Here is a 24,917-nt window from a genome sequence, read left to right on the forward strand (position 1 = left end):
GGTATCCTATTGATGATATATTTGATTATTTTATCTGAAAATAGACCGCACTTTAAGGATTTATATTGGCTAAACGTAAATTAACTCAGAATCAACAACGTCGTATTCAATCGAATAATACGAAGGTATTGCAACGTTATCATCGAAAACAGAAAGCGGATATCGATTGGTCGGACGAAATGCTCGATGACGCGCAAGAAGGTGTGATCGTCACACGTTATTCCGTGCACGCGGATGTGGAAAATGCATCGGGCGAGATTTTTCGTTGCAATTTACGCCGAACTCTATCTTCCGTCGTGGTGGGCGACCGTGTCATTTGGCACAAGGGCAACGAGCAATTACAGGGAATTAGCGGCGTGATTGAGGCGGTACTACCGCGCAAGAACGAAATTTCCCGTCCGGATTATTACGACGGTTTAAAAGTGATTGCGGCAAATATCGATCGCATTATTATCGTTTCCGCCGTGCTGCCGGCTTTGTCATTGAATATCATTGATCGTTATTTAGTTATTTGCGAAACGGCAAATATTCCGGCGGTGATCGTATTGAACAAAACGGATTTGTTAACGCCGGAAGAATACGAAAATGCGGCGCACCAATTACAAATCTATCAGGCGATCGGTTATCAAACAATGATGATTTCGGCAAAGAGCGGTGAAAATATGGAAAATTTCACCGCACTTTTATCCGAAGGTACGTCGATTTTGGTAGGACAATCGGGCGTGGGAAAATCCAGTTTGATTAATCACATTTTACCTGACGTACAAGCGCAAATCGGCGAAGTGAGCGAGCTGTCCGGATTAGGGCAGCACACGACGACCTCTTCACGCCTATACCATTTGAAGCAAGGCGGCGATCTGATCGACTCACCCGGCATCAGAGAATTCGGTTTATGGCATTTGGATCAAGATAAAATCACCAAAGGTTATCGAGAATTTCAATATTTTTTAGGCACCTGTAAATTTCGCGATTGCAAGCACGAAAATGATCCGGGTTGTGCTTTGCGGGCTGCGGTGGAGCAGGGAAAAATTCATCCGTTGCGCTTTGAAAACTATCATCGCTTGATTGCCGGACTGCAAGAAAATAAATCGCAACGGCATTTTTCCACTAGCTGAAACGGTTAAACAAAAGTTAAGTTTAGATTAAAAAATAGGCAAATTAAGCATTTTTTTGTGACGAGCTTCAAATTTTACAATGATTTGCCTTGATTAATTTCTGTCTAAGCCTGATACTACAACAGATTTATTTTTTAATTTAAAATAAATATAAAATTAATTAATGGGTTTGCGGTTTAAATCCGTTATCAACTGTTTAATTTAAATAACTACTAAATAGAGGATTCACCTATGTACTCAAAAGATGTTGAAATCATTGCTCCAAATGGCTTACATACTCGTCCGGCAGCTCAATTCGTTAAAGAAGCAAAAGCATTCGCCTCAGATATTACCGTGACTTCCGGCGGCAAAAGTGCTAGTGCGAAAAGTTTATTTAAATTACAAACTTTAGGCTTAACGCAAGGCACTGTCATTACTATTTCCGCAGAAGGTGAAGACGAACAAAAAGCGGTTGATCATTTAGTTGCGTTAATTCCTACTTTAGAATAATTCGAAGTCGGCCATAAAACCGTCGCTTTATCCTATGGGTAAACATCGTGTTTTATGGCTGTTGTCGTATTTAACGGGTTAATTTAATTTATTATTTTCAGAAGGTACATATGATTTCAGGTATTGCGGCGTCACCGGGCATTGTTTTCGGTAAAGCATTAGTGTTAAAAGAAGAAAAAATCGTTCTTGATATGCAAAAAATCAAGGATGATCAAATTGAAGCCGAAATCGCACGCTTTTATGCAGGTCGTGAAGCGGCGGTTGCGCAATTAACGGCGATTAAAGATCGTGCTTATGCGTCTTTAGGTGAAGAAAAAGCGGCGATTTTCGAAGGTCATTTGATGATTCTTGAAGATGAAGAACTTGAAGAAGAAATCATCGATTATCTACGCAGCAATAAAGTCAACGCGGGCGTGGCATCAAGTGCGGTTATCGATCAGCAAGTAGCGATGTTGTCCGAAATCGACGACGAATATCTGAAAGAACGTGCCGGCGATATTCGAGATATCGGTAATCGTTTGATTAAAAACATTTTGGGAATGCATATCGTCGATTTGGGCGAGATTAACGAAGAAGTGATTTTAGTCGCATATGATTTAACTCCGTCCGAAACCGCACAGTTGAATCTTGATAAAGTGCTCGGTTTTATCACCGACATCGGCGGCAGAACTTCACATACGTCTATTATGGCGCGTTCCTTGGAATTACCGGCGATTGTGGGAACCAATAACATTACCCAATCGGTGAATACCGGCGATTACTTGATTTTGGATGCGGTGAATAACGCGGTTTATGTTAATCCGAAACAAGAAGATATCGAACGTTTAAAAACCTTACAAGCACAACTTGCCGAAGAAAAAGCGGAATTGGCGAAATTGAAAGATTTACCTGCATTGACATTAGACGGTCATCGTGTCGATGTGGTGGCTAATATCGGTACGATTCGCGATGTGGAAGGTGCGGATCGTAACGGCGCGGAAGGCGTGGGCTTATATCGTACCGAATTCTTATTTATGGATCGTGATCAGCTGCCGAGCGAAGAAGAACAATTTATCGCTTACAAAGAAGTGGTAGAAGCAATGCACGGTCGTTTAGTGGTATTGCGCACAATGGATATCGGCGGTGATAAAGAGTTACCGTATTTGAATCTTCCGAAAGAAATGAACCCGTTCTTAGGCTGGCGTGCGATTCGTATTGCGCTTGATCGTCGTGAAATCTTGCACGCACAATTACGCGCCGTGTTACGCGCTTCCGCATTCGGTAAATTGGCGGTAATGTTCCCAATGATTATTTCCGTGGAAGAAATTCGCGAACTTAAAAGCGTGATTGAATCTTTAAAAACCGAATTACGCAATGAAGGAAAAGCCTTTGATGAAAATATTCAAGTGGGCGTAATGGTGGAAACACCATCTGCTGCGGTGAATGCTCGTTTCTTAGCCAAGGAAGTGGATTTCTTCAGTATCGGAACAAACGATTTAACGCAATATACTTTGGCGGTGGATCGCGGTAACGAATTGATTTCTCACTTATACAATCCGATGACTCCGTCAGTGCTTGGTTTGATCAAACAAGTGATCGACGCTTCGCACGCCGAAGGTAAATGGACTGGTATGTGTGGCGAATTAGCCGGAGATGAGCGCGCGACAATCTTGTTGTTAGGTATGGGATTGGATGAGTTCAGTATGAGTGCTATTTCCGTTCCGCGTATCAAGAAATTAATTCGCAACGTCAACTACCAAGATGCGAAAGAATTGGCGGATAAAGCCCTACAACAACCGACTGCGGCGGATATCGAGAGATTAGTTGTAGATTTTTTAGCTGAAAAAGCGTTAAACTAGATACCAATCGCTAATTTTTTGCGCTAGAATAGATACAGCATTCACTTAGTAGGAGACTAAAAATGGGTTTTTTTGATAAATTGTTTGGTTCAAAAGACAACAAAGCCGTTGAAGTGGAAATTTATGCGCCGCTTTCCGGTGAAATTGTTAATATCGAAGATGTTCCTGATGTCGTATTTTCAGAGAAAATCGTCGGTGACGGCGTGGCGATTCGTCCTTCCGGCAACGCAATCGTTGCTCCGGTTGACGGCGTCATCGGTAAAATTTTTGAAACCAATCACGCATTTTCAATGGAATCGAAAGACGGTGTCGAATTATTCGTTCACTTCGGTATTGATACCGTTGAGTTGAAAGGCGAAGGCTTCACCCGAGTAGCGCAAGAAGGTCAAGCGGTTAAACGCGGCGATGTGGTTATTGAGTTTGACTTGGCATTATTGGAAAACAAAGCGAAATCGGTATTAACACCGGTCGTGATTTCCAATATGGACGAAATCAGCCATATGGATAAGAAAACCGGTGAGGTTATTGCCGGCGAATCCGTCGTGTTGGTATTGAAAAAATAATTTTATTATTATGTGGAAAACCCGCTTTGTTATAAGGCGGGTTTTTTATTTCCGCTATCCGGAAAACTGAAAAAGTTCGTTATTATGCGACACTTGCACAAAGACTTGATTCATCATAACGATTAAAATCTCCGTTACTCTTGCAATGTAACGACGTTATAGTACAAAAGTTTGCCGAGTTTTAAATTGGCAAACAAGAAATTATTAAATCCATAAGAACATTCGTTCTAAAAAATTGTTAAAAGTGCGGTAAAAATTAACCGCACTTTAACAATTTCCCGTTTATTTTATTTTGTATCAAACAAGTTGCCTTTGCTATTTAATTGATAGTCGAATTCTATTCGCGTCGGAATAAAAATTTCGTTATTTTATGGCAAAAAAAGACTATCTTTCTTTCAAAAAATTTAATAATATTTATAAAATTTGTTAAAAATTTGTAAATGGGTTTCGTCCGATGTAGAATACCCGTATAAGAAGTCAAATTTAAAGAATTTTGTTATCTATCAGCGTTTAATTGTCATAATTAAACTTAATTTTAACTTAACAAATAAGGAAAAGACTATGTCAGATATTTTAAGAAATGACGTAGATCCGGTCGAAACCAATGATTGGTTGTTGGCGATCGATTCAGTAATTCGTGAAGAAGGTGTTGAAAGAGCGCAATTTATTATTGAACAGCTAATGCAACACGCGAGAGCAAATTCGGTTTCTTTACCGACGGGTATTACCACCGATTATATTAATACGATTCCCGCTTCCGAAGAACCGAATTATCCGGGAAATTTGGATTTAGAACGTCGAATCCGCGGAGCGATTCGTTGGAATGCGATTATGATGGTATTAAGAGCCTCGAAAAAAGATTTGGAATTGGGCGGTCATATGTCATCTTTCCAATCTTCCGCAACCATTTATGAAGTCTGTTTTAACCATTTCTTTAAAGCGCGTACCGAGAAAAATGGCGGCGACTTAGTTTTTTTCCAAGGCCATATTTCACCGGGAATTTATGCGCGTGCCTTTTTAGAAGGTCGCTTAACGGAAGAACAATTAGATAATTTCCGTCAAGAAACCCACGGTAAAGGCTTATCTTCCTATCCGCATCCGAAATTAATGCCTGAATTTTGGCAATTCCCGACCGTATCAATGGGGCTTGGGCCGCTAAATGCGATTTATCAAGCACGTTTCTTAAAATATTTACATAATCGCGGCTTAAAAGATACTTCCGATCAAACCGTTTACGCATTCTTAGGCGACGGTGAAATGGACGAAGTGGAATCTCGCGGTGCGATCGCCTTTGCGGCTCGTGAAAAATTAGATAATTTAGTCTTTGTCATCAACTGTAACTTACAACGTTTAGACGGGCCGGTAACAGGTAACGGTAAAATTATTCAAGAACTTGAAGGTCAATTCAACGGCGCGGGCTGGGAAGTGATCAAAGTGATTTGGGGTCGTCGTTGGGATCGCTTATTACAACGCGATACGTCCGGCAAATTGCTTCAATTAATGATGGAAGTGGTTGACGGCGATTATCAAACTTTCAAAGCGAAAGACGGCGCTTATGTGCGTAAACATTTCTTCGGACGCTATCCGGAAACCGAAGCCTTAGTAGCGGAAATGACCGATGATGAAATTTGGGCGTTAAATCGCGGCGGTCACGATCCGTTAAAAGTTTTTGCTGCGTTCAATAAAGCGAAACAAGTAAAAGGCAAACCGGTCGTGTTATTGGTGAAAACCATTAAAGGTTACGGAATGGGTGACGCGGCGGAAGGTAAAAATATCGCGCACCAAGTGAAGAAAATGGATATGTCCGGCGTGAAACACGTTCGCGATCGTTTCAATATTAACGTATCCGATGAAGAAATCGAAAAACTGCCTTATATCAAATTCGAACAAGGTTCCGAAGAATATAAATATCTGCACGAACACCGCCAAGCGTTAAACGGCTATTTGCCGACGCGTTTACCGCGCTTCACGCAACAATTAGACGTACCAGCGTTGGAAGAATTCGCGCAATTATTCGAAGAACAAGCGCGCCCGATTTCGACCACAATGGCATTTGTGCGTTCCTTGAACGTGTTATTGAAAAACAAATCCGTCGGCAAACATATTGTGCCGATTATTGCGGATGAAGCGCGTACTTTCGGTATGGAAGGTTTATTCCGTCAAATCGGAATTTACAACCCGCACGGTCAAAACTATACCCCGCAAGATCGCGAGCAAGTATCTTATTATCGCGAAGCGGTGGACGGTCAAGTATTACAAGAAGGGATCAACGAACAAGGTGCGACGGCCTCTTGGTTAGCGGCGGCGACGTCTTATTCTACCAATGACGTCCCTATGATTCCGTTCTTCGTGTATTACTCAATGTTCGGTTTCCAACGCGTAGGCGATTTAATGTGGGCGGCGGGCGACCAACAAGCGCGCGGCTTTATGATCGGCGGAACTTCCGGTCGTACCACCTTAAACGGCGAAGGATTGCAACACGAAGATGGTCACAGCCATATTCAAGCCTCCGTGATTCCTAACTGTATCGCTTATGATCCGGCGTTCGCTTATGAAGTTGCCGTGATTATGCAAGACGGTGTGCGTCGTATGTACGGACCGGAACAGGAAAACGTTTATTATTACATCACAACCTTGAACGAAACCTATGATCAACCGGCAATGCCGAAAGGTGCGGAAGAAGGTATCCGTAAAGGTATTTATAAATTCGAAACCGTCACCGGACAAGGAAAAGGTAAAGTTCAATTACTCGGTTCCGGCGCGATTTTACGTCACGTTCGCGAAGCAGCGAAATTATTGGCGAATGATTTCGGTGTGACTTCCGATGTATATAGCGTAACTTCGTTCACCGAATTGGCGCGCAACGGCGCCGACGCGGAACGTTGGAATTTCTTACATCCGAATGAAGAAAATCGCGTGCCTTATATCGCGCAAGTAATGAACGATGCACCGGCGATTGCGGCGACCGACTATGTGAAATTATTCGCTGAACAGGTTCGTGCTTATATTCCGGCACAAAGCTATCGCGTGTTGGGTACCGACGGTTTCGGTCGTTCCGACAGCCGTGAAAACCTACGCGAACATTTCGAAGTGAATGCGCATTATGTTGTTGTGGCGGCATTAACCGAATTGGCGAAACAAGGTGTTATTGCGCAAAACGTCGTTGCGGAAGCGATTGCTAAATACGGTATCAATGCGGATAAAATCAATCCGTTATATGCATAATTTGTAGTAAATTTTCTAATGGCGGGTGATTCCCGCCCTACAAGTAAAGGATAAGATAATATGGCTAAAGAAATTCAAATCCCCGATATCGGCGGAGATGAAGTGACCGTAACGGAAGTTATGGTGAAAGCGGGCGATGCGGTTGCACTTGATCAGTCCGTCATCAGTGTTGAAGGTGATAAAGCATCAATGGAAGTACCTTCGCCGGAAGCGGGTATCGTGAAAGAAGTGTTGGTGAAAGTGGGCGATAAAGTTTCTACCGGCACACCGATGTTTATTTTGGAAGGTGCACAAGCCGAAGCTGCCGCCGCACCGGTGCAAAATGCCGAACCGGCGGTACAACAAAGTGCGGTCAATTCTGTGATAGAAATTCAAGTACCGGATATCGGCGGCGACGAAGTAAATGTCACCGAAATTTTAGTGAATGTCGGCGATCAAGTCGCGGAAGAACAATCTATTTTAAGCGTTGAAGGCGATAAAGCTTCAATGGAAGTTCCTGCGCCTGTAGCCGGTGTGGTAAAAGAAATTTTAATTAAAGTCGGCGATAAAGTTTCGACCGGTTCGCTTGTGATGAAATTCGAAGTGGCGGGCGGCGCGGCACCGGCGGTCGAACAACCTGTAGCGGCAGCACCGGTTGCAAGCGCAAGTGCGGTACAAGATGTGAATGTACCGGATATCGGCGGTGATGAAGTGAACGTGACTGAAATTATGGTTGCCGTCGGCGACAGCGTTTCCGAAGAACAATCCTTGATTACCGTGGAAGGCGATAAAGCCTCAATGGAAGTCCCTGCACCTTTCGCCGGTGTGGTAAAAGAAATTTTGGTGAAATCCGGCGATAAAGTTTCAACGGGTTCATTAATTATGCGCTTTGAAGTACAAGGCGCTGCACCGACTGCGGTGGCGGCACAACCTGTTGCAGAAAATAAACCGGCAGCACCAGCCGCCGAACAAGCAGCACCGACAAACCAAGCTGATGTCACGGCAAGTTCGGTCTTTGCTCACGCAACACCGGTCGTTCGCCGATTAGCACGCGAATTCGGCGTAAACTTGGATAAAGTGAAGGGAACCGGACGTAAAGGTAGAATCTTAAAAGAAGACGTACAGGCTTATGTCAAAGCGGCGATTCAAGCGGTTGAGAGCGGCGCGGTTGCTGTGGCTCCGGCAAATAACGGTGTGGCAAACGGTGCAGGTTTAGGCTTATTACCTTGGCCGAAAGTCGATTTCAGCAAATTCGGCGAAGTCGAACAAGTGGAATTGGGTCGTATTCAGAAAATTTCCGGTGCGAATTTACACCGCAACTGGGTAATGATTCCGCACGTTACGCAATGGGATAAAGCGGACATTACCGATTTGGAACAATTCCGTAAAGAACAAAACCTGTTAGCGGAAAAACAAAAACTTGACGTGAAAATTACGCCGTTAGTGTTTATTATGAAAGCCGTGGCGAAAGCGCTTGAAGCTTATCCGCGTTTTAACAGTTCATTATCGGAAGATGCTCAAAGCCTGATTTTGAAAAAATATGTTAACATCGGCGTGGCGGTGGATACGCCGAACGGACTTGTAGTACCGGTATTTAAAGATGTAAACAAAAAAGGTATTATTGAACTCTCGCGCGAATTGGCGGAAGTGTCTAAAAAAGCGCGTGCGGGTAAATTAACCGCAGCCGATATGCAAGGCGGTTGTTTTACCATTTCAAGCTTAGGCGGTATCGGCGGAACGCAATTCACTCCGATCGTCAATGCGCCGGAAGTGGCGATTTTAGGCGTATCGAAGTCCGAAATGTCACCGGTATGGAACGGCAAAGAATTTACACCGCGTTTAATGTTGCCGTTATCCTTATCTTACGATCACCGTGTTATTGACGGCGCCGACGGTGCAAGATTTATTACTTTCATTAATGGCGTATTAAGCGATCTTCGTCGTTTAGTGATGTAATTGATGTAGGGGCGTATGACATACGCCCGCGGACGCACTCGGTGCGTCCCTACACAACAGAGGAAGAAAAAATGAACAAAGAAATTAAAACTCAAGTTGTTGTATTAGGTGCAGGGCCTGCAGGTTATTCGGCTGCTTTCCGTTGTGCCGACTTAGGTTTAGAAACGGTTATCGTTGAACGTTTTTCAACACTGGGCGGTGTATGTTTAAACGTGGGTTGTATTCCGTCTAAAGCATTATTACACGTCGCCAAAGTGATTGAAGAAGCGAAATCTTTATCTGAACACGGTATCGTTTTTGGCGAACCGACTACCGATATTGAAAAAATTCGCGGCTGGAAAGAAAAAGTAATCACGCAACTTACCGGCGGTTTGGCGGGAATGGCTAAACAGCGTAAAGTCCAAGTGGTAAACGGCTACGGTAAATTCTCCGGCCCGAACACCATTATCGTTGCAGGCGAAGAAGGCGAAACCACCATTACCTTTGATAATGCGATTATCGCAGCAGGTTCGCGTCCGATTCAATTACCGTTTATTCCGCACGAAGATCCTCGTATTTGGGATTCTACCGACGCGTTAGCATTAAAAGAAGTGCCGAAAAATCTCTTGATTATGGGCGGCGGGATCATCGGGCTTGAAATGGGAACGGTTTATCACTCGCTAGGTTCTTCCATTGATGTGGTAGAAATGTTTGATCAAGTTATTCCTGCTGCGGATAAAGATATTGTTCAAATTTATACCAAACGTATCGAGAAGAAATTCAACTTATTGCTTGAAACTAAAGTCACCGCCGTAGAAGCGAAAGCAGACGGTATTTATGTTTCAATGGAAGGCAAAGCTGCGAATGAAACCCGTCGTTATGATGCCGTGTTGGTTGCTATCGGTCGTACACCGAACGGCAAACTGATTGATGCGGGCGTTGCCGGCGTAGAGGTGGATGATCGCGGCTTTATTCGTACTGATAAACAAATGCGCACCAATGTGCCGCACATTTTCGCTATCGGCGATATTGTCGGACAGCCAATGTTAGCGCACAAAGGCGTACACGAAGGTCACGTTGCGGCAGAAGTTATTGCGGGCAAAAAACACTATTTCGATCCGAAAGTGATTCCTTCTATCGCTTATACCGAACCGGAAGTAGCTTGGGTCGGTAAAACCGAAAAAGAATGTAAAGCCGAAGGCGTAAATTATGAAGTAGCGAAATTCCCTTGGGCGGCATCCGGTCGTGCGATTGCGTCCGACTGTGCCGACGGAATGACCAAATTGATCTTCGACAAAGATTCTCATCGCATTATCGGCGGTGCGATTGTCGGTACGAACGGCGGCGAATTATTGGGCGAAATCGGTCTTGCAATCGAGATGGGTTGCGATGCTGAAGATTTAGCCTTAACGATTCACGCACACCCGACATTACACGAATCCGTCGGATTAGCGGCGGAAGTATTCGAAGGATCGATTACGGATTTACCGAACCCGAAAGCGAAGAAAAAATAATCGTCGGTTTTTATTCGATAAGCCTTTCCTCTAACGGAAAGGCTTTTTTGATAGAAAATCTCATAAAAAATACGATCAAGATCGCAAAAATAATAAAAAAACGGAATAAAAACTGGCTATTTCATAAAAACTTCGGTAGTATCTTGCCCATATTTTTGTAAATTAGTTATTTAGATTTTAAGTTTATGTTAAAAAAACTATTAATTGTTGTTGGCTTAGGTCTATTGACCGCGTGCGGTAGTTCGCACAATGTACAGAGGAATGAGCCGGCGGAAACTCGCGATGATGCGCAATTAACAAGCTTTATCGGCACGTTGAAAACCAATAAGCCGCAAGAGTATTCTTTAATAATGGATAAACGGTTATCCGAAATCTATCGCGAATGGAGCGGTACACGCTATCGTTTAGGAGGTTTAAGTAAACTTGGTATTGATTGCTCCGGATTTACTCAAACTGCTTTTGCCAAGGCTTTCGGGATTGAATTGCCGCGTTCGACTTCCGAACAACAATACCTAGGTAGAAAAATCGGAAAAGCCGATTTAAAATCTGGTGATTTGGTTTTCTTCCGTTCTAATCGTCACGTCGGAATTTATATCGGTAACAATCAATTTATGCACGCCAGCACAAAAAACGGCGTCACAATTAGTTCTTTAGACGAAAGTTATTGGAGCAGAACTTATACACAATCCCGTCGTATTTTATAATTTATAAGAGATTGTCGAAAGTTATCGAAAGTGCGGTGAATTTCACCGCACTTTTGCTTTTCCGTGTGTTTTTCTTGCATTGAATTTGATTGTTCAAGCGGCAAACTTCATTGTTTTCTTCGGTTTAATTTGATGAATCGTATTCGTCACTACGCCGATAATCGGTAACTCTGTCCATTGTGCTGTTTTTATCGCTTTCATTTTGGCGTCAAGCGGCAGAAAAATAAATTCGCCGTTATCGTGCGCGATAAATTCATACACCATAAATTGATTGTCGGATTCGATCACGACTAAATCACCGACAGACAAACTGTTACTTTTTTCAACAACCAGAATATCACCGGTTTCGATACCCCAAGCCAACATATTCGGATTGCTGACTTGAATAAAACAGGTTTGCTGAGGGCGTTTAATACAATAAAGGTTTAAATCCAATTTTTTATTAAAAGATCGCATAGGGCGATTGGTATCATTATAAAACGGCATAGGACGATAGGAATATAAATTATCGCGTTGCGCCATTGTTTCGGTGACATAACTCATCATATACCTCTTAAATTTACCTGTTAATTTATACAGTTTTATAATACTGTTTTTTCATACAGGTCGTCAATAGAGAAATGATAAATTTTTATAAAATAGATTATTTTTAAATTTATTGTGATTTTTTGTAATTTTATTTAGAAATTCCGAAAAAATTTATAATTCGATATTTTCTTTAGATAAAAAGTAAGCTATCTTTACTCTTGTCAGGGGGATCTCTAAACGGATCCGAAGATTAACGACAAGATTATCTTGTCCAACATTGTGTTATAGATTTATGAATTCATCACGCTTATATTCACTATTTTTTCACGGAAGTTTGGTAAAACGTATTTCCGTGGGCTTGGTTCTCGGATTGTTGGTTGCCTTAATCGCACCGACATTGCAACAATCGCTCGGATTTAATATTGCCGAAAAAGTCGGTTTTTTAGGTAAAGTCTTTGTCCGTTCTTTACGTGCGGTGGCACCGATTCTGGTCTTTTTATTGGTAATTTCCGCGATTGCCAATAAACAAATCGGCACGAAAAGCAATATGAAATCCATTATCGTACTTTATTTATTAGGTACGTTTTTAGCCGCACTTACAGCCGTCTTGGCAAGTTTTGCGCTACCGACTAAAATTGCCTTGGTAACTCAAGCGGATTCATTGTCGCCGCCAAGCGAAGTAACGGAAGTATTAAGTACGCTAGTAATGAATATGGTGGATAATCCGGTAACCGCATTATTTAATGCGAACTTTATCGGAATTTTGGCTTGGGCGATCGGTTTGGGTCTTGTGCTTCGTCACTCTTCCGAAACTACGAAAAACGTAATGAACGATTTTTCCGAAGGCGTATCAAAGATCGTACATTTCATTATTAGTCTTGCGCCGATCGGGGTATTCGGCTTAGTGGCGGAAACTTTAGCGGATCAAGGTTTGGGTGCGTTATTGGATTATGCGCAATTACTTGTCGTTTTAATCGGTTCAATGCTATTTACTGCCTTTGTAATTAATCCGATTTTGGTGTATTGGAAAATCCGTCGCAATCCGTTCCCGTTAATTTGGACTTGCGTGCGCGAAAGTGGTTTAACAGCCTTCTTCACACGAAGCTCCGCAGCAAATATTCCGGTAAATATGGAATTGGCAAAACGCTTAAATCTTGATGAAGAAACTTATTCCGTATCAATCCCGTTGGGTGCGACTATTAATATGGCTGGCGCGGCGATTACCATTACCGTTTTAACCTTATCCGCCGTTTATACGTTAGGTGTGAATGTTTCCGTTCCGACTGCAATTTTATTAAGCGTTGTGTCCAGTATTTGTGCGTGCGGCGCATCCGGCGTGGCGGGCGGTTCATTGTTATTAATTCCGCTAGCTTGTAGCTTATTCGGTATTTCTAACGATATTGCCGCGCAAGTTATCGGCGTAGGCTTTATTATCGGCGTATTACAAGATTCTGCGGAAACTGCGCTAAACTCTTCAACTGACGTAGTATTTACCGCGGCGGTATGTATGGCGGAAGAAAACCAAAAAGCATAATTACTTATTTTCATTACAAAAAGCGGATTTTATATCCGCTTTTTTTCTAGGTTACGAATAATGTTACACATTCAACAAGCGAAATTTCAATTATCGGATCATCAACATTTAACGGTGGAAAATTTAATAATTTCACCGCATAGTTTTTGGACGGTCGTCGGCAATAACGGTAGCGGGAAAACCGCATTTTCTCTTGCGTTACAAGAAAAACTTCCGCTTTTACAAGGCGACTATGAAAATCGTTTTCGCGTGATCGAATCGCTATCTTTCGAAAAGCAGCAAAGAATTATCGAGCAAACCTTTAAAGATCGTAATAACGATAGCGTTAGTCCCGATGATTTCGGCAAAACGGCAAGAGAGATTATTTTAGAACGCTCGAATAACATCGCGTTATGTGATTTTTACGCAACTCGGCTAAAAATCACCGCACTTTTAGATCGACCTTTCATTCAACTTTCCACCGGAGAAAGTCGTAAAATTTTACTTTGTCGCGCCTTGGTGAACGAGCCGGAACTATTGTAGACGAGCCTTTCGAAGGATTAGATAAACAATCCGTGCAAGATTGGCTGCAATTACTCGCCTCCTTACAAACGAAAACGGCGTTGGTGCTGATTATTAATCGTTTCGATAACATTCCGCCGGAAGCGGATCATCTGGCGTTACTGGATCGTAACGAATTGATTTTGCAAGGTGAACGGAAAAGCATAGAAACGCAAAGCGTTTATCAACAGTTACGCTATGCGGAAACGGCGATCGATGTGCCATTGCCGACAAAAATAGTCGATGCTGCTACCGAGTTGAACGGTAACACCTTTGAATTGCGTAAGTTAACGATTCGTTACGGCGAAAAAACGATTTTAGACGATTTAACTTGGACGGTGAAACCAAAAGAAAATTGGTGGATAAAAGGCCCGAACGGCGCGGGAAAATCTACTTTATTATCCGTGCTTACCGGCGATCATCCGCAATCTTATGCCAATGATGTGACCTTATTCGGTCGCCGGCGCGGTAGCGGGGAAACCGTTTGGGAAATCAAACGAAAAATCGGTTATGTCAGTAGCCAACTGCATATGGATTACCGCGTGAATTGCTCTGCGCTGGATGTGATTATTTCCGGCTTTTTCGACAGTATCGGCATTTATCAAAAAATTCCTGACGCGCTAAAAATCAACGCAATGCAATGGTTGGCGCGCTTGAATATGCAAGCGTTGGCGAATCGCCCGTTTCGCAGCTTATCTTGGGGGCAACAACGTTTATTACTTATTACCCGCGCAATGGTGAAATATCCGCCCGTGTTGATATTAGACGAACCTTTACAAGGCTTGGACGGCGTAAATCGTAAGCTAGTGAAACATTTTGTTGATCAACTGGTAAGAAATAGCGGCACGCAACTTTTGTTTGTCTCTCACCAAGATCAGGATGCGCCGGATTGTATTACTCATCTGTTTGAATTTGTTGAAAACAACGGAAAATATTGTTATATACAAAGTGCGGTCTAATTTGTTAGACTTTTGTAACATTTCAACATAAAAGGAGAAAAAAATGGAATTGCTAGACGGTTTACCGATTGCCGCAATTATTTTCGTTTTATTAGTGGTGTTCGTATTAACTTCTACCCTTAAAACCGTGCCGCAAGGCTATCACTGGACGATCGAACGTTTCGGTCGCTACACGCGCACATTAACGCCGGGCTTGAATTTTGTCGTGCCCTTTGTGGATCGCGTCGGACGCAAAATCAATATGATGGAGCAAGTGTTGGATATTCCTTCGCAAGAAGTCATTTCTAAGGATAACGCCAACGTTTCAATCGATGCCGTATGTTTCGTGCAAGTGATTGACGCACGCCGTGCGGCTTATGAAGTGAATCATTTGGAACAAGCCATTATTAATTTGACGATGACAAATATTCGTACTGTACTCGGTTCAATGGAATTGGACGAAATGTTATCGCAACGGGATAATATCAACGGTCGTCTCTTGGCGATTGTGGATGAAGCTACGAATCCTTGGGGAATTAAAGTGACGCGGATCGAAATTCGTGATGTTCGCCCGCCGCACGAATTAATTGCCGCGATGAATGCGCAAATGAAAGCGGAACGGAATAAACGCGCCGATATTTTGGAAGCGGAAGGGGTTCGCCAAGCGGAAATTTTGCGCGCGGAAGGGGAAAAACAATCGCGGATTCTAAAAGCGGAAGGTGAACGTCAAGAAGCGTTTTTGCAAGCGGAAGCGCGCGAACGGGCGGCGGAAGCGGAAGCGAAGGCGACGAAAATGGTCTCCGATGCCATTGCGAACGGCGACACCAAAGCGATTAATTATTTTATCGCGCAAAAATACACCGAAGCTTTAAAAGAAATCGGCGGATCCCATAACAGCAAAGTGGTGCTAATGCCGTTGGAAGCCGGAAATTTAATCGGCTCGGTTGCCGGTATCGCGGAATTGTTAAAAGGCGATAAAAATAAATTGCAATAATTATTACCGCACTTTATGTATTAAACGAACGCATAAAAGGAGCATAAAATGGATTGGCTTACAACTTGGACGCTATGGCATTGGTTGATTTTAGGTTTTGTGTTATTAATTGCCGAAATCTTGTTGCCGGGCGTGTTTTTGCTATGGTGGGGATTAGCCGCCTTGGTGATTTCCGCCGTTGCCGCGCTGATGCCCGATTTATCCTTGATTGCATTAACGATTGCCTATGCCGTTTTGGCGCTTTTATTCAGTATGTGCTGGTGGAAATACCAACATAAAAAAGATCAAAAAGACCAACGGCAAACCTCGCTAAATCAGCGTGATCACGCAATGTTGGGCGCGAGAGGTACCGTGCAGGAAATCGCTCAGAATGGTATCGGACGCGGTCATTTCGGCGATACGACGTGGCGGATCCAAGGAATGGATTTACAGTCGGGCGACGTTATTGAAGTGCAAAAAGTGGAAGGTATCACCTTATTGGTACGAAAAATAGAGAAGTAGAATGAAACATTTAGTGATTTTTGCGCATCCGAACGTGAATCAAAGTTTTAACAAAGCGATTTTGGATCGCGTGATTGCGGCGGGCGAACAATCGGGAACGGAAACCCTTGTGCGGGATCTTTACACGATGAATTTTAATCCCGTGCTTTCGTGGGAAGAATTGCAAGCGGCGAATCAAAAAATTACGCCGGCAGAAATTAAATATGAACAGCAACTGATTGATCAGGCGGATTTGATCACCTTAATTTATCCGATTTGGTGGATGGGTTTTCCGGCGATTTTAAAAGGTTATTTGGATCGTATTTTAAGTCACGGCTTTGCTTATAAAACCGAAAACGGCGTATCCGTCGGATTGTTACAGGGTAAAAAAATGCAGCATTTCATTACCCTCGGCAACAGCGTGGAAAAATATCAAGAATGCGGTTTTGCCGATTCGTTGCGTGATTGCTTGGTAGATGGACTGTTTAATTATTGCGGAATTAGTGACATACAACACCACATTTTCGGCAATGTTCACGGCGTGGATGATCAAGCACGCCAAGCAATGTTAGATGACGCCGAACAAATAACGCGACAAAATCTGACCGCACTTTTGAATCAAACGGAGAACAACGGAGACGCGCAATGACGACCGAAAATAATTTGAATAATTTTTCTCTCGTCAGTCGTTTATTCGGTAACTTGTTTTACCGAGCACCGACGGATCCGATTTTAAAAAATATTTTTGTCTGGCTGCGTCAAAACGGGCTGTCGCAAGTATGGGCGTTGGAAGGCGATACGCAAAGCAAACAAGCGCTGGAAAACCTGCAATTACCGCTTGAACCGCAGTTATTAGAACAAGAATATCAACGCTTATTCGGCGGAGAAACACCGTTGGCGAATCCCGCGTTATCCGCTTACGGCATTGATGTGGCGGCATTCGAAAGTTTTCGACAAGAACGCGGAATGCCTGCGCTGGAAAGTGCGGATCATTTCGGCTTAGTTTTTTTAACCGCCTCTTGGATAGAAGATAATTTAGATTCTGTTGCGGCGCAAAAAGAATTGTTCGAACGCTTTTTATTGCCTTGTGCCACACAATTTTTAGCGCGCACGGAAAGTCAGGCGAATTTGCCGTTTTATCGTGCTTTAGCCGTTTTATCGCGTGATATTCTTGCCGCCGCCGCGGATGAATTGGACGAAACCGACGAAGAATAAGCGCATAATAAAATCATCTGCGCCGATAAAATTTATCGTTGCGGATAGATAAAAGCCTTTTTGTAGCAAAACGATTTCCGCTTCAAAAGGCTTTTTTATTTTTGTTCCTTTCAATATTCCGTTATAATTGACCGCACTTTTTTCTAAAAAATACTCGTTATGAAACTCAATGCAAACAATAAAGTATTAGATCTTACCGAACCGCAAGTAATGGGGATCTTAAACTTTACGCCCGATTCTTTTTCCGACAGCGGGAAATTTTTTAGCTTGGATAAAGCCTTATACCAAGCGGAAAAAATGTTAGCGGAAGGCGCGACGATTATTGATATCGGCGGAGAATCTACTCGCCCGATGGCGGAAGAAGTCAGTCTTGAACAAGAATTGGCACGCGTCGTTCCTTTGGTAGAGGCTGTGCGTCAACGCTTTGATTGCTGGATTTCCGTTGATACCTCAAAAGCCGAAGTAATGCGCGAAAGTGCGGCGGTGGGAATGGATTTAATTAATGATATTCGCGCCTTGCAAGAACCTGCGGCATTAGAAATGGCGGCAGCGCTGAATTTACCCGTTTGTTTAATGCATATGCAAGGTCAACCGCGTACAATGCAAAGTAATCCGCATTATGAGGATGTGGTGATGGATGTGATCGAATTTTTGCAAAATCGCACCGCACTTTGCCTACAAGCAGGAATGAAACGCGAACAAATTATTTGGGATCCGGGGTTTGGGTTCGGCAAAACCGTCGAACATAATTATAAGTTATTGCAACAATTATCCCGTCTTTGCGCGCAAGGTTTCCCTGTTCTAGCGGGATTATCGCGCAAATCGATGATTGGTGCGGTGTTGGATAAACCGGTGGAAGAACGTTTAATCGGCAGCGTCACAGGCGCATTAATCGCCGCGATCAACGGTGCGAGCATTTTGCGTGTACACGATGTAGCGGAAACGGCGCAAGCGTTAAAAATTTGGCAGGCTACGAAGGTAGCGAAATAATTAATTTGAGGAATGAATTATGGCAGAACGTAAATATTTTGGTACGGACGGCGTGCGCGGTAAAGTCGGCACTTCACCGATTACGCCGGACTTTGTGTTAAAACTCGGCTGGGCAGCCGGTAAAGTGCTGGCAACCCAAGGTTCGCGCACGGTATTGATCGGTAAAGATACGCGTATCTCCGGTTATATGTTGGAATCCGCCTTGGAAGCAGGGCTTGCGGCGGCAGGGTTATCCGCTGCCTTTACCGGTCCGATGCCGACACCGGCAATCGCGTATTTAACGCGCACCTTTCGTGCCGAAGCGGGCATTGTGATTTCCGCGTCGCATAATCCTTATTACGACAACGGGATTAAATTTTTCTCCACGCAAGGAACAAAATTGCCGGATGATGTAGAAGAAGCCATCGAAGCAATGTTGGAACAACCGATGGATTGCGTCGAATCGGCGGAACTCGGACGTGCCAGCCGAATTAAAGACGCAGCGGGACGTTATATCGAATTTTGTAAAAGTACCTTTCCGGCGCATTTAAGCTTGGAAAATTATAAGATCGTGGTCGATTGTGCCAACGGTGCGACTTACCATATTGCGCCGAACGTAATGCGCGAATTAGGTGCCGAAGTGATCGAAATCGGCACTTCGCCGAACGGTGTGAATATTAATGAGAAATGCGGTGCGACGGATATTAAATCGTTACAAGATAAAGTATTGGAAGTGAAAGCGGACGTCGGCTTGGCGTATGACGGCGATGGCGACCGTTTGATTATGGTGGATCACTTAGGTAATAAAGTGGACGGCGACCAAATTTTGTTCATTATTGCGCGTGAAGCCTTACGCGCCGGAAGTCTGAAAGGCGGCGTGGTCGGTACGTTAATGAGTAATATGAGCCTTGAATTGGCGTTGAAACAGTTGGCGATTCCGTTTGTTCGCGCGAATGTCGGCGATCGTTATGTGTTGGAAAAAATGCAAGAACATCAGTGGGGATTAGGCGGCGAAAATTCCGGTCATATCATTATTTCCGATAAAAACACCACCGGAGACGGTATTATCGCATCTTTGGCGGTATTGGCGGCAATGGTGCAACATAAATTATCATTAAATGAATTGGCAAGTGCGGTGAAATTATTCCCACAAGTGTTGATCAACGTGCGTTTTGCCGGCGGTGCGAATCCGTTGGAAAGCGAAGCGGTGAAAACCGTTGCACGGAATGTCGAAGAAAAATTAGCCGGAAAAGGGCGAATTTTATTGCGTAAATCCGGTACGGAACCGTTAATTCGCGTAATGGTGGAATGTGAAGACGGCGAACTGGCACAACAATGTGCGGAAGAAATCGCCGAAGTGGTGCGTAACAGTTAATTTTTAAAGGTGTCGGGATTGTCTCGACGCCTTATTTTTCTATTTTTCGGAGAAAGCAATTTGTGAAAATTTTTATTATGCGCCACGGAGAGGCGGCGGTGGTTGCACAATCGGATCAAGAACGACGATTGACCACGCGCGGACAACTTCAAGCGAATTCCCAAGGAAATTGGCTGAAATCCGTTGAGTCACGATTCGATAAAGTGATTGTCAGCCCTTATGTGCGTGCGCAAGAAACCTTTGCGCAGATTAATCAAGTGTTTGAAAATCAACTTATCAATGTGTTGGAAACTTGGGACGGAATCACGCCTTACGGTATCGGCACCAATGTAGCGGATTATCTCAGTGTGTTGGCGGCGCAAGGAAAAGAACGCGTATTATTGGTTTCGCATTTACCGCTGGTCGGTGAAATTATCGCCGAATTGTGCGGTAAAAATCCGGCGAGTTTCTATCCTGCAACGATTGTCGGCGTCGAGTGGGACGGGCAACACCAAGGCAAAGTGGTTGAAATCAAATATCCCGATTAAAAAAACAGCGCATTAGTAATGCGCTGTCAGTTTATTGACAAAGTATACTTAAGTAGGATGGGTTTTAGCTCATCATATTGAAATAATTATATTTTTGATGGGCTAAAGCCCATCCTACCCATAAAATACGATTTAAATCAGGTTTGTCATCAGTCTGACAGCGTATCAGTAATGCGCTGTTTTAATGAGTTAATTCAAGTATTTAAATACTTTTACAACCTTATTTACACCCGACACATTGCGCGCAATTTCTGCTGCTGCATCGCCTTGTTCAGCGGTGACATTACCCATTAAGAAAACTTCACCGTTTTCGCTGATCACTTTAATATCGGTGGTTTTCACGGCGGAATCCACTAACATTTTCGATTTGATTTGTGTAGTAATCCAGCTGTCTTTACTAATTTGTCCCACGGTAATTTTCGGCGCGACGCGCAATTCGTTATACACGTCATTCACACCATCCACGCCTTTCGCCAACGAAGTGGCAATATCTTTTAAGCCTTCGTTCGGAATTTGTCCGATTAAAAGAACGCGGCTGCTGTAAGAGACAACATTCACACGCGCTTCCGATTTAATCTGTTCGTCTTGACGAATGGCGGAAAGCACTTTTTCTTCAAGGGTTTCATCGTCAACTTGCGTGCCGACGGTTCTCGGATCTGTGGCGACTTTGGTTGCTACGGCTGCCGTGCCGGCAATGCCGGCGACCGTTGCGGTGACACAGCCTTGTAAGATAAACGCGGCACCTAAAAGTAACGCGAGTTTTTTCAATTTATCGTTTTTCATTATAAAAGACTCCTTTTCTATTTCCTTAAGTTTGGCTTGAAACCGGCACTTTTGTCAAGTTACGGATGCGAAAATAGCGCGTGATCGATAAGCTCACAAATCGCATTTACAATAAACAAATGATTTTCCAGAATACGGCTTTCCTTACTGGTAGGCGCGGCGATTTCCAAATCGTTTTCGGTTAAAAAACCTTGAATATGATCATTATGCGCACCGGTTAATACGATCACATCGACTTCTTTATTTAAAGCGCAGTTAATGGTGTCTAAAACCGTTTCTTCATTGCCGAAAGGCGTAAATGCCACCAAAATATCGCCTTGCACGGCGACCGCATTAAATTGGCGCTGATAAAAGCCGCCGGATTCATTATCGGAAATAATTGCAGAACCCACCGCACTATCAAGACTTAATAAGACGGAAGGAAAACTCGGGCGTTCCAATTCATAGCGGTTTAATAGATTGGCGACCAAAAACTGTGCATTAGCGTAAGAGCGCCCGTGTCCGCAAACAATGATTTTGTGTCCGGAGAGAAGGCAAGTGACGATTTTTTGTGCCGCCGCAACAATAGTTTCCGACAATAAGCTGGAAGCGGAAATTTGAGTTTGAATACTTTCGGTATAAAGATCTTTAAGCTTATCTAACATAATTTAATTAATCATCAAGAAAATTGGGAATCCATTCAATATCGGTCGCCGATTGACCGAATGCGACCAAATCAAAACGACAATCCGTATCTTCTAAACTGCGCCCTTGTTTGGCGAGCCAAAGTGCGGCGGCATTAATCCATTTTTGCTGTTTTTGCCAATCGACGCTTTCGATAGCCGAACCGAATCGATCGTTTTTGCGTTGGCGCACTTCCACGAAAACCAAAGTGGATTGATCGGACATAATCAAATCCAATTCGCCGCCTTTCACATATTGATTGGCGGCAATAAATTTCAATCCTTGCGATTGTAAAAAAAGGCGAGCTTGATGCTCAAAGCTCGCCCCTTTTTGGCGTTTGGAAGTAAACATTGTTAATTACTTAATATGCCGATTTCGCCGTTTTGATATTGGAACCACGTCATATCGCGTTCAATGTTACAGTTCGGGCCTGCGCTTAATTTGCCGGTTAAACCGGTAATGCTAAAGCCCGGAACTTGACGTAACTCATTGAATTGATTGATTAACAACCACGCATCCGATCCCATTGCATACAAGCGCATTAAGGAATAATCCCCGTTGGTAAATGCAGCGACTTTTTTGTATTGATCGGAATCAATGTCTTTGAAGAACGGAATATCACTAAATTGTAACCCGTTCATCAATAAACGATATTCCGGGCCGTTGTTCGGCGAATTGCTGCGTGAGCTGGCGTACAATTTTAAGTTCGTTCCCGCATTGTCGATAACGGTTTTGATTTCCGCTAATTGTTCGCTGGTCGCCACGATATAAAGGGCTTGGGCGTTTTCGCTTAAACCGGATTGCAAGGCAAAATTAATATCGTCGGCTTGATTGTAGAATTTAATATTCGCATCGGTCGCCGCCAAACGTTGCCAACGCACGTTAAAGGCGGAGGCGGTGCGTTGACCTAAATCGCTTTGCGGTACAATCACCAACGGATTGCGAATACCTTCGTTCCAAATGCGATCGGCGGCGGATTCCGCTTCGTCTTCCGGCGCTAAACCGTAATAACAAAGTTGTCCGATAGCACGCGCGCCGGCTGTGGAGTTCAAGGTAAGCACATTTAATCCTTGCACGGCAGACGGATTATTTAAAATCATATCCACATTTTGTTTTAATAACGGCCCGACAACGGTAGAAATACCTTGTTGCTTCGCTTGGGCAAGAATATCATCGATAGAAGCGGACATCGTATCGAATACTTGAACCTGAACGGCGGAATCGCCTTTTGCGTCGTCAAAGCCTTTTTTGATCGTATTACCGATTAATTGCGCGTCGCCGCTTAATGGCAATAACAGCGCAATTTGATTTAAATTGGTTTGTTGGAAATTGAACAAACCTTGTAATTCCGTCGGGAATAAATAAGCGGCGCTGTGGTTAGGGTAGGCGGCTTTCCAATTTTGTAACGCCATACTTAACTGCGAAGGCTGATTTAAATTGTCGTTATAGGCTCTTGCCAATGCCAACCAACCGCCTAATGCCGCGCTACCTTCGGCGGAAGCATTGTTGATCGCACCTTTATTGGCACTGCGTAATAACGCCCAAGTGCGGTCATTATTGGCTTGTTTTCTTTGCGTATCGGTTAAAAAAGTATCCACTTGAATGCGTGCTTTTACTGCGTCGATCGGATTATTACGATTTTCCGCAATACGCGCCGCCACTTCATAATAACGAGAACGTTGAGACGGTGATAACAAACCTAAATTGATCAATTTTAATTGATTTTCCGCCGTTTCATTATTGCCTTTCACTGCGGAAATATGCGCATCGATAATGGATTTATCCAACAGCTGTTCTTCTTTCAGATCTTTCAACTCGGCTAATAACGCTTCGGCTTGCGCGGTTTTATTTTCGGTGACTAACACACGTGCCGCCAATAATTTATAGGTTTGTTGATCTTCAAGATCCGGCGTTTGCTCAATTTTATTCATATAAAACTCGGAATTGGCATTCGCATCATTTTTTAACACGCCGGTGAAGCTACTGCCGAATAAGGACGAACAGCCGGCAAGCAGCAGCGCGAATAAAAAAGGCATTAATTGATTTTTTAAATTAATGCGTTGTAATAGAATAGTCATAATTACTCCGTTGTGAACACAATCGGAATGATCTTACTTATCTCAATGATTAAAATCAAATAAAAGAAGTTAAAAAATGAATAATTCAATCGGAACTTTGTATATCGTCGCCACACCAATCGGAAATCTGCAGGATATTACCCAGCGCGCACTGGAAACTTTTGCGCAAGTGGATTTAATTGCGGCGGAAGATACGCGTCACAGCGGGTTGTTATTAAGTCATTACGGTATCAAAAAGCCGTTTTTCGCTTTACACGATCATAATGAACAGCAAAAAGCCGGCTTGCTCGTGGAAAAATTGCGGCAAGGTACGAATATCGCCTTGATTTCCGATGCCGGTACGCCGTTAATTAGCGATCCGGGGTTTCATTTGGTCAGACAATGTCGCCAAGCGGGAATTAAAATCGTGCCGTTGCCGGGCGCTTGTGCGGCAATTACCGCACTGTGCGCGTCGGGTATTGCATCCGATCGGTTTTGTTTTGAAGGATTTTTACCGGCAAAAAGCAAAGCGCGCCGCGATAAATTGGAAAATCTCGCGCAAGAAGACCGCACTTTGATTTTTTATGAATCCACTCATCGTATTTTAGATTGCTTGGCAGATATTGAAGCGGTTTTCAGCGCGGATCGTTATGTTGTTTTGGCGCGTGAAATCACCAAAACTTGGGAAACCATTCACGGTGATCTCGTCGGGCTTTTGCGCCAGTGGGTTGCGGAGGATCCGAATCGCACCAAAGGCGAAATGGTGTTGATTATTGAAGGGCTGCCGCAAAAGCAAGAAACGGAATTTTCCGCGCAAGCAGTGAAAGCCTTAACCTTAATTGCGCAAGAATTGCCGTTGAAAAAAGCGGCGGCAATCGTCGCCGAACTTTACGGTTATAAGAAAAACGCGTTATATCAATTTGCATTGGAAAAAAATAAAGATTAATAATCT

At 43.5% G+C, this 24,917-nt stretch carries 22 protein-coding genes and 1 pseudogene; 18 read left to right on the top strand and 5 right to left on the bottom strand.

The features are described 5' to 3' along the window. The first annotated feature begins 65 nt into the window (after positions 1–65). From rsgA to CVP04_RS00670, 8 genes are all read left to right on the top strand, one after another. Complete coding sequence (gene rsgA, locus CVP04_RS00635; protein WP_100295591.1) at positions 66–1,115, top strand: small ribosomal subunit biogenesis GTPase RsgA; 1,050 nt, start codon at positions 66–68, stop codon at positions 1,113–1,115. A gap of 231 nt (positions 1,116–1,346) precedes the next feature. After that, positions 1,347–1,604 (top strand): phosphocarrier protein Hpr, encoded by a 258-nt coding sequence (gene ptsH / locus CVP04_RS00640; RefSeq protein ID WP_100295592.1) that lies wholly within the window; start codon positions 1,347–1,349, stop codon positions 1,602–1,604. Positions 1,605–1,714: 110 nt separating this feature from the next. After that, positions 1,715–3,442: a phosphoenolpyruvate-protein phosphotransferase PtsI gene (ptsI, locus tag CVP04_RS00645; protein WP_100295593.1), complete on the top strand. Its 1,728-nt coding sequence runs from the start codon at positions 1,715–1,717 to the stop codon at positions 3,440–3,442. 62 nt (positions 3,443–3,504) lie between these two features. Continuing rightward, on the top strand, positions 3,505–4,005 hold the full coding sequence (gene crr, locus CVP04_RS00650) for a PTS glucose transporter subunit IIA (RefSeq protein WP_100295594.1): 501 nt from the start codon (positions 3,505–3,507) through the stop codon (positions 4,003–4,005). A gap of 561 nt (positions 4,006–4,566) precedes the next feature. Next, the gene (aceE, locus tag CVP04_RS00655; RefSeq protein ID WP_100295595.1) at positions 4,567–7,230 is read left to right on the top strand and encodes a pyruvate dehydrogenase (acetyl-transferring), homodimeric type; all 2,664 of its coding nucleotides are present in this window, start codon (positions 4,567–4,569) and stop codon (positions 7,228–7,230) included. A 60-nt stretch (positions 7,231–7,290) separates the two neighbouring features. Beyond that, positions 7,291–9,165: a pyruvate dehydrogenase complex dihydrolipoyllysine-residue acetyltransferase gene (gene aceF / locus CVP04_RS00660; RefSeq protein ID WP_100295596.1), complete on the top strand. Its 1,875-nt coding sequence runs from the start codon at positions 7,291–7,293 to the stop codon at positions 9,163–9,165. A gap of 71 nt (positions 9,166–9,236) precedes the next feature. After that, positions 9,237–10,658: a dihydrolipoyl dehydrogenase gene (lpdA, locus tag CVP04_RS00665; RefSeq protein WP_100295597.1), complete on the top strand. Its 1,422-nt coding sequence runs from the start codon at positions 9,237–9,239 to the stop codon at positions 10,656–10,658. A 185-nt stretch (positions 10,659–10,843) separates the two neighbouring features. Next, positions 10,844–11,362, top strand: a complete 519-nt coding sequence (locus CVP04_RS00670) for an NlpC/P60 family protein (RefSeq protein WP_100295598.1) — start codon at positions 10,844–10,846, stop codon at positions 11,360–11,362. Positions 11,363–11,455: 93 nt separating this feature from the next. On the opposite strand, the gene CVP04_RS00675 is transcribed toward CVP04_RS00670, so the two are convergent. Continuing rightward, on the bottom strand, positions 11,456–11,905 hold the full coding sequence (locus tag CVP04_RS00675) for a LexA family protein (protein ID WP_100295599.1): 450 nt from the start codon (positions 11,903–11,905) through the stop codon (positions 11,456–11,458). A gap of 277 nt (positions 11,906–12,182) precedes the next feature. Between CVP04_RS00675 and sstT the strand changes: the two genes are divergently transcribed. The 9 genes and pseudogenes from sstT to sixA all read left to right on the top strand — a co-directional run bounded on the left by sstT (position 12,183) and on the right by sixA (position 20,462). After that, entirely contained in the window at positions 12,183–13,424 is a 1,242-nt protein-coding gene (gene sstT, locus CVP04_RS00680; RefSeq protein WP_100295600.1) for a serine/threonine transporter SstT, read from the top strand. A gap of 60 nt (positions 13,425–13,484) precedes the next feature. Beyond that, positions 13,485–14,923 (top strand): annotated as a pseudogene (gene modF / locus CVP04_RS00685) (molybdate ABC transporter ATP-binding protein ModF). A 43-nt stretch (positions 14,924–14,966) separates the two neighbouring features. Next, the gene (locus CVP04_RS00690) at positions 14,967–15,896 is read left to right on the top strand and encodes an SPFH domain-containing protein (RefSeq protein WP_100295601.1); all 930 of its coding nucleotides are present in this window, start codon (positions 14,967–14,969) and stop codon (positions 15,894–15,896) included. A gap of 48 nt (positions 15,897–15,944) precedes the next feature. Beyond that, positions 15,945–16,397, top strand: coding sequence for an NfeD family protein (locus tag CVP04_RS00695; RefSeq protein WP_100295602.1), 453 nt, complete (start codon positions 15,945–15,947; stop codon positions 16,395–16,397). Between the two features lies 1 nt (position 16,398). Then, positions 16,399–17,025, top strand: a complete 627-nt coding sequence (locus CVP04_RS00700) for an NAD(P)H-dependent oxidoreductase (protein ID WP_100295603.1) — start codon at positions 16,399–16,401, stop codon at positions 17,023–17,025. Further along, positions 17,022–17,591 carry a TorD/DmsD family molecular chaperone gene (locus CVP04_RS00705; RefSeq protein ID WP_100295604.1) on the top strand — a complete coding sequence of 190 codons (570 nt, stop codon included), beginning with the start codon at positions 17,022–17,024 and terminating at the stop codon, positions 17,589–17,591. Before CVP04_RS00700 ends, CVP04_RS00705 begins: the two co-directional genes overlap by 4 nt. A gap of 159 nt (positions 17,592–17,750) precedes the next feature. Next, positions 17,751–18,581, top strand: coding sequence for a dihydropteroate synthase (gene folP / locus CVP04_RS00710; protein ID WP_100295605.1), 831 nt, complete (start codon positions 17,751–17,753; stop codon positions 18,579–18,581). Positions 18,582–18,600: 19 nt separating this feature from the next. Then, positions 18,601–19,935, top strand: a complete 1,335-nt coding sequence (gene glmM / locus CVP04_RS00715; RefSeq protein WP_100295606.1) for a phosphoglucosamine mutase — start codon at positions 18,601–18,603, stop codon at positions 19,933–19,935. 62 nt (positions 19,936–19,997) lie between these two features. Then, positions 19,998–20,462 (top strand): phosphohistidine phosphatase SixA, encoded by a 465-nt coding sequence (gene sixA / locus CVP04_RS00720; RefSeq protein WP_100295607.1) that lies wholly within the window; start codon positions 19,998–20,000, stop codon positions 20,460–20,462. A 189-nt stretch (positions 20,463–20,651) separates the two neighbouring features. On the opposite strand, the gene dolP is transcribed toward sixA, so the two are convergent. The 4 genes from dolP to CVP04_RS00740 are packed head-to-tail and all read right to left on the bottom strand — an operon-like array spanning position 20,652 to position 23,986. After that, positions 20,652–21,245 carry a division/outer membrane stress-associated lipid-binding lipoprotein gene (dolP, locus tag CVP04_RS00725; RefSeq protein ID WP_100295608.1) on the bottom strand — a complete coding sequence of 198 codons (594 nt, stop codon included), beginning with the start codon at positions 21,243–21,245 and terminating at the stop codon, positions 20,652–20,654. Positions 21,246–21,304: 59 nt separating this feature from the next. Continuing rightward, positions 21,305–21,889 carry a D-sedoheptulose-7-phosphate isomerase gene (locus CVP04_RS00730; protein ID WP_100295609.1) on the bottom strand — a complete coding sequence of 195 codons (585 nt, stop codon included), beginning with the start codon at positions 21,887–21,889 and terminating at the stop codon, positions 21,305–21,307. 7 nt (positions 21,890–21,896) lie between these two features. Further along, positions 21,897–22,259 carry a YraN family protein gene (locus CVP04_RS00735; protein WP_100295610.1) on the bottom strand — a complete coding sequence of 121 codons (363 nt, stop codon included), beginning with the start codon at positions 22,257–22,259 and terminating at the stop codon, positions 21,897–21,899. 2 nt (positions 22,260–22,261) lie between these two features. Continuing rightward, entirely contained in the window at positions 22,262–23,986 is a 1,725-nt protein-coding gene (locus tag CVP04_RS00740; protein ID WP_100295611.1) for a penicillin-binding protein activator, read from the bottom strand. Positions 23,987–24,062: 76 nt separating this feature from the next. On the opposite strand from CVP04_RS00740, the gene rsmI reads away from it, so the two are divergent. Then, positions 24,063–24,911: a 16S rRNA (cytidine(1402)-2'-O)-methyltransferase gene (rsmI, locus tag CVP04_RS00745; RefSeq protein WP_100295612.1), complete on the top strand. Its 849-nt coding sequence runs from the start codon at positions 24,063–24,065 to the stop codon at positions 24,909–24,911. The last annotated feature ends 6 nt before the right edge of the window (positions 24,912–24,917 follow it).

This window comes from Caviibacterium pharyngocola (assembly GCF_002795405.1).
GTDB lineage: Bacteria > Pseudomonadota > Gammaproteobacteria > Enterobacterales > Pasteurellaceae > Caviibacterium > Caviibacterium pharyngocola.

Bases quoted from the DNA above. Each gene is read 5' to 3' on its own strand.
- ptsH (WP_100295592.1), top strand. From the start codon at position 1,347: ATGTACTCAAAAGATGTTGAAATCATTGCTCCAAATGGCTTACATACT.
- ptsI (WP_100295593.1), top strand. From the start codon at position 1,715: ATGATTTCAGGTATTGCGGCGTCACCGGGCATTGTTTTCGGTAAAGCA.
- crr (WP_100295594.1), top strand. From the start codon at position 3,505: ATGGGTTTTTTTGATAAATTGTTTGGTTCAAAAGACAACAAAGCCGTT.
- aceE (WP_100295595.1), top strand. From the start codon at position 4,567: ATGTCAGATATTTTAAGAAATGACGTAGATCCGGTCGAAACCAATGAT.
- aceF (WP_100295596.1), top strand. From the start codon at position 7,291: ATGGCTAAAGAAATTCAAATCCCCGATATCGGCGGAGATGAAGTGACC.
- lpdA (WP_100295597.1), top strand. From the start codon at position 9,237: ATGAACAAAGAAATTAAAACTCAAGTTGTTGTATTAGGTGCAGGGCCT.
- CVP04_RS00670 (WP_100295598.1), top strand. From the start codon at position 10,844: ATGTTAAAAAAACTATTAATTGTTGTTGGCTTAGGTCTATTGACCGCG.
- CVP04_RS00675 (WP_100295599.1), bottom strand. From the start codon at position 11,905: ATGAGTTATGTCACCGAAACAATGGCGCAACGCGATAATTTATATTCC.
- sstT (WP_100295600.1), top strand. From the start codon at position 12,183: ATGAATTCATCACGCTTATATTCACTATTTTTTCACGGAAGTTTGGTA.
- CVP04_RS00690 (WP_100295601.1), top strand. From the start codon at position 14,967: ATGGAATTGCTAGACGGTTTACCGATTGCCGCAATTATTTTCGTTTTA.
- CVP04_RS00695 (WP_100295602.1), top strand. From the start codon at position 15,945: ATGGATTGGCTTACAACTTGGACGCTATGGCATTGGTTGATTTTAGGT.
- CVP04_RS00700 (WP_100295603.1), top strand. From the start codon at position 16,399: ATGAAACATTTAGTGATTTTTGCGCATCCGAACGTGAATCAAAGTTTT.
- CVP04_RS00705 (WP_100295604.1), top strand. From the start codon at position 17,022: ATGACGACCGAAAATAATTTGAATAATTTTTCTCTCGTCAGTCGTTTA.
- folP (WP_100295605.1), top strand. From the start codon at position 17,751: ATGAAACTCAATGCAAACAATAAAGTATTAGATCTTACCGAACCGCAA.
- glmM (WP_100295606.1), top strand. From the start codon at position 18,601: ATGGCAGAACGTAAATATTTTGGTACGGACGGCGTGCGCGGTAAAGTC.
- dolP (WP_100295608.1), bottom strand. From the start codon at position 21,245: ATGAAAAACGATAAATTGAAAAAACTCGCGTTACTTTTAGGTGCCGCG.
- CVP04_RS00730 (WP_100295609.1), bottom strand. From the start codon at position 21,889: ATGTTAGATAAGCTTAAAGATCTTTATACCGAAAGTATTCAAACTCAA.
- CVP04_RS00735 (WP_100295610.1), bottom strand. From the start codon at position 22,259: ATGTTTACTTCCAAACGCCAAAAAGGGGCGAGCTTTGAGCATCAAGCT.
- CVP04_RS00740 (WP_100295611.1), bottom strand. From the start codon at position 23,986: ATGACTATTCTATTACAACGCATTAATTTAAAAAATCAATTAATGCCT.
- rsmI (WP_100295612.1), top strand. From the start codon at position 24,063: ATGAATAATTCAATCGGAACTTTGTATATCGTCGCCACACCAATCGGA.